The 3947-nt window shown below is 62.2% G+C and carries 8 protein-coding genes; 1 reads left to right on the top strand and 7 read right to left on the bottom strand.

The features are described from left to right. A partial coding sequence (locus QZY48_RS33960) for a hypothetical protein (RefSeq protein ID WP_295439109.1) occupies positions 1-231 on the top strand: 231 nt, incomplete at its 5' end. A gap of 8 nt (positions 232-239) precedes the next feature. Here the strand turns inward: QZY48_RS33960 and QZY48_RS33955 are convergent. From QZY48_RS33955 to QZY48_RS33925, 7 genes are all read right to left on the bottom strand, one after another. After that, positions 240-1310: an OmpA family protein gene (locus QZY48_RS33955; protein ID WP_295439107.1), complete on the bottom strand. Its 1071-nt coding sequence runs from the start codon at positions 1308-1310 to the stop codon at positions 240-242. Positions 1311-1337: 27 nt separating this feature from the next. Beyond that, a complete protein-coding gene (locus tag QZY48_RS33950) occupies positions 1338-1814 on the bottom strand; it encodes a hypothetical protein (RefSeq protein ID WP_295439106.1) in 477 nt (158 codons plus the stop codon). Positions 1815-2113: 299 nt separating this feature from the next. Continuing rightward, positions 2114-2380, bottom strand: coding sequence for a PBPRA1643 family SWIM/SEC-C metal-binding motif protein (locus QZY48_RS33945; protein ID WP_295439104.1), 267 nt, complete (start codon positions 2378-2380; stop codon positions 2114-2116). A 16-nt stretch (positions 2381-2396) separates the two neighbouring features. Continuing rightward, positions 2397-2804, bottom strand: a complete 408-nt coding sequence (locus QZY48_RS33940) for a hypothetical protein (RefSeq protein ID WP_295439102.1) — start codon at positions 2802-2804, stop codon at positions 2397-2399. Positions 2805-2998: 194 nt separating this feature from the next. Further along, the gene (locus QZY48_RS33935) at positions 2999-3295 is read right to left on the bottom strand and encodes a HEPN domain-containing protein (RefSeq protein ID WP_295439099.1); all 297 of its coding nucleotides are present in this window, start codon (positions 3293-3295) and stop codon (positions 2999-3001) included. Further along, positions 3292-3438, bottom strand: a complete 147-nt coding sequence (locus QZY48_RS33930; protein WP_295439097.1) for a nucleotidyltransferase — start codon at positions 3436-3438, stop codon at positions 3292-3294. The genes QZY48_RS33935 and QZY48_RS33930 overlap by 4 nt, the downstream gene beginning before the upstream one ends. A gap of 118 nt (positions 3439-3556) precedes the next feature. Further along, entirely contained in the window at positions 3557-3805 is a 249-nt protein-coding gene (locus QZY48_RS33925; RefSeq protein ID WP_295439095.1) for a nucleotidyltransferase domain-containing protein, read from the bottom strand. Positions 3806-3947: the final 142 nt, after the last annotated feature.

Raw genomic sequence — 3947 nt, 5'->3', positions numbered from 1 at the left:
GGATTCTCTCGCACCCCAAAGTGCATCGCTTCTCCGATTACGACAACGACAACGACAGCGACAACGACAGCGACAGCGACAACGACAACGACAACGACAGCGACAACGACAGCGACAGCGACAACGACAACGACAACGACAGCGACAACGACAACGACTGTGGTTAACTTGTTCTTGACTCGTTACTTAACAGGATTGCCGATGACGCGGAGCGTGCTGTTGTTATCCTGAAAAGCCGGCTAATACTGCACCAACTCCACCCGCCGATTCTGCGCCCGCCCTTCCTCACTCGCATTGGACGTCACCGGTGCGGCGAATGACACCCCCACCGGCAGCAACCGCGCCTTGTCCGCCTGATGGTCGCGGACCAGGGCGGCCACCACCGCGTCTGCCCGCCGCTGGGAGAGTTGCCGGTTGTAATCGAAGGCTCCGGCCGTGTCGGTATGGCCCACGACCAACAGCTTGAGCGTCGGGTCTGACTTGAGCAGGGCCGCGATCTCGGTCAGGGCCGCTGTCGATTCCGGTTTCACCGTTGCCTTATCGACATCGAACAGGATGCCGTATAGGGCGATCCGCCCGGTCGCCGCGATGGTGCGCGCCATCTGCGCCGCGTCCACCTTCACCATCTTCTGCTCACGCCCTTTGGCCTCCACGAAGTCGACGATCGCGACCGTGCGCCCATCGAGCGCCTTGCAATAGTTGCCGGCCTTCAGGGTGTAGGCCAGCACCGAGACATGCGCCTGCTGCTGCGGCAACTCGGCGGCCAGATAGCGCTGGTCCTTGATCCCCTCCGTCATGGCGCAATGGCCATTGGAGAACGCGGCGTCGGTGATCCGCTCCTCGGGGTAGAGGACCATGGCGAGACTCATCTCGCCGCCACCGCCCGAGCTTGAGCGTCCTGGGTCGCCACCGCACTCCTCCCGCTTGCACATGAACAGTACCTTGCCGCCCGCTGCCTCCACCTCATCCTGGTAATTGCGCACCACCTCGAGCGTCGAGCGCCCTTCCGGCAGGATATAGACCAGGCGCGTGGTGCGGCCCTCCAACTCAAGGGTCTTCTCAGGTGCAAACCAGTGGTTGTTGTGCTGATCGCGCCGCTTCGGGTCCGTGCCCGGCGTAAGTGGCGCCACCGGCAGCACGAACTCATCGAAGGCCTTGCCGTCGTGGGCGACGATGAAGGACCCCTCATAGCGCTTGAGTAGCGGATGGTCCCGGGCGCCGTCCTGGTCCTTGGTCGGGACAGTGGCATCGGCCCAGGCCCCGGCGGAGAACAGGCATAGGGTCAGGATGGTCAGAATGGCGCGCAGCATGGGCGAGGCTCCTGGAACGATTGTTGACTAGGCGATGATCGAGCGAATCCCCCGGACCAGCGGAGTTTGTGCCGCCGCGGGACCCGGGTCAAGGGGGTGGTCATGGTCCCGGCAGTCCGGGTCATCGCAGTGGGTGCGCTCATGGTGCCTGTTGCGGTCATGCGCGGGCGGCGCCTTTCTGTCCTGACGGCGCTTGGCCAGCACCAGGTCCTGGACCCCCTGACGCACGTAGGTCACATAGAGTGCCACTAAGCGCAGCAGCAGGTCCGCCTGTTCCCGCGGGTCCGTCACCCAGGGCGCGACGGCAGCGAGTACGCGCCGCATCTCCTGGCCGCTGTCCGCCGGCAGGTCGCCGTCGTTGAACACCGCCTCCAGCACCGCCCGGGTGACTGCCTCATTATCCTGCACGCCCAAGTGCGCCGCCGCCCAGGTGATGTGGCGCTGTATCTCCTTTGGTTTCAGTGCCCTGATCCTGGCCGCGAAGACCTTGGTCTCGCACGCCATCAATTCTCTGCTCTTCATGGCTGATTCCTGCGCGGTGCGCAGCGGTGCCGCTGCGCGAGCCCTGCATCTTACCGCCTTCCGTGGGCCGGTGGTTTCTCGTCTTCTCGTTCCCAGGTGGCGAGGCTGTGCAAGTACCTGGCGTAGGTCGGGTTAGCGCAGCGTAACCCGACAGGTGCAGTCCGTCCTCGCGGTCGGTGATCGAATACTCCGCGATGATTCGGTCATCGTCCGTGAAATAGCGCTGCTTGCGTCTGGTCATCATCTCCAAGATCGCCAGGAGTTCCTGCTCCATCGTCGGATCACCGTTCGCGAGTTTGCGAGCACTTCTTGTATTTCTTGCCGCTGCCGCAGGGGCAGGGGCCATTGCGCTCGACCTTGGCCGATCTGACCGGCGCAGCGGGAGTCACCACCTGATCCAGGTCACTGAGATCCTCCGGTTCGTCGGGAGCGATCTCCATGATGTACTCCCAGCCGTGCTTCGCGCAGGTCGCGGCTACGAAATAGGCCTGATCCTCCGATTGGACGCGCAGCATGAGCGGACGCGCCTTACTGCCCAACTTTGCCATGGCATAGTTCCTCGGCTTATGGATATTGCTTCGGGTTCTTTCCGATCTTCTCGATCAGTACGGGATAGTTGATGCCGGGAACCGCCGCAAAGGGTGCCTTGCGCGTGCGCGAAATCTCAAAGGTCCAGCTATCGCCGTAGTCGAAATAGTAGAAGAGCTTGCGATTCTTCGGTAGCGGAAACAGGTCGGCGAGCGTCGTGTCGTCCAAGTCGCCGTTCTCGTCATCGACGGGTATCCGCTCACTGCTGCGTACGGTCCTGGCGACAAAGAAATCATGGAGATGATCGTCGTCGAATCTAACCGTTTTCTGAATCAGAAAATGCAGGTCCTCCAGGCAGGTGTCCGAGTCCATCTCGAACACTCGCACGCACGGCGATGTTGCGTATGCACCGGCTACTAATGTCACCTTGATGGTCCAGATCATCCTCAGGTCTCCAGTGTCGGTCTCGGGTCATGGGCGTGCCCTTGATTCCGGCAGTCCGGGTCATGGCAGTGGTCTCCCAGATTATGTAGAGTATTCGCCGCGGCGACGCCCGCAAGCGGGCGCGCGACCGGCTAACGGCCATGGCGCCCGCGCCACCCCGAAAGATGAAAGTTGCGGTCGCCATGGCCGTTCCCTCACCCCGCCCTCTCCCAGAGGGAGAGGGGGAATTGGAGCGCGCTCCCGGCGCGACTTTCACGGTAAAGCCTCGACCTCCGGTGCGATGACGCCCTAACTGGAGGTCGAGGCTTCAGCCGGACGGGGCGCCGCAGGCGCACGGGCATTCCTTGCGCAGTCTCTACGGCAGCCTGGGCCGCGTCGAACATCGCGTAATAGGCGCGGTTACAGGCGCCATCCAGATCGCCGTCGGCCAGCAGCAAACGGGCGGACGCGAGCGCCCGCCGCGCCTTGGCCAGATACTCGTCAGGGCTCACAGCGCCACTCCGTCACGACGTATATTCGCAATCAACGCCGGATTGCTGAACCGCTCCGGGTAGTTCCATTCCTCCTCCCAAAGCGGAATCGGATCGACCAGTACACCGGTTTCCAGCATCACGTCGAAGGCAATCCCGGCCATTGCCACCGCCGCATCGGCCCGAGCACCCGGCACCTAGGGTGTTCAATCTGGCCCTTTTTCACGCACTTTTGATCCCGCGAGACTGTGACGGGTCGATGCCCGGCAGCAAACAGCAAATTTATGTTTTTAAAGACAAATATGACTCGACAGAAACGGACGAAAACTGCGTGAGCGGAACAGGCCAAAAACCAGGCAGATTGAACACCCTACCCGGCACCCCACGCAGCAGCACCGCAATGTCCGCGTCGCTGTCGCTGTCCCCATCGTGCCTGGCCCGGCTGCCGAACAGCAGCGCCCCAGCCAAGTCATAGTGATTACTGACCAACTTCAGGAACAGGCGAGCGGTACGTTCGGTCTCGGTATCCATGTCGTCTCCGGGGATGTGGCGGTTATCTTCTCGCTTTCTCGTTTCTTCTCATTCCCACGCTCCGCGTCACTGCCATTAAGTTAAGCGCCGCAGCCCAAGCGCCTGGAGTCCAAGGCTTCAGCCTTGGAGCGCGCCAAGGCTG

The organism is uncultured Thiodictyon sp. (assembly GCF_903828115.1).
GTDB lineage: Bacteria > Pseudomonadota > Gammaproteobacteria > Chromatiales > Chromatiaceae > Thiodictyon.
This window is presented reverse-complemented; position numbering and strand designations above follow the sequence as displayed.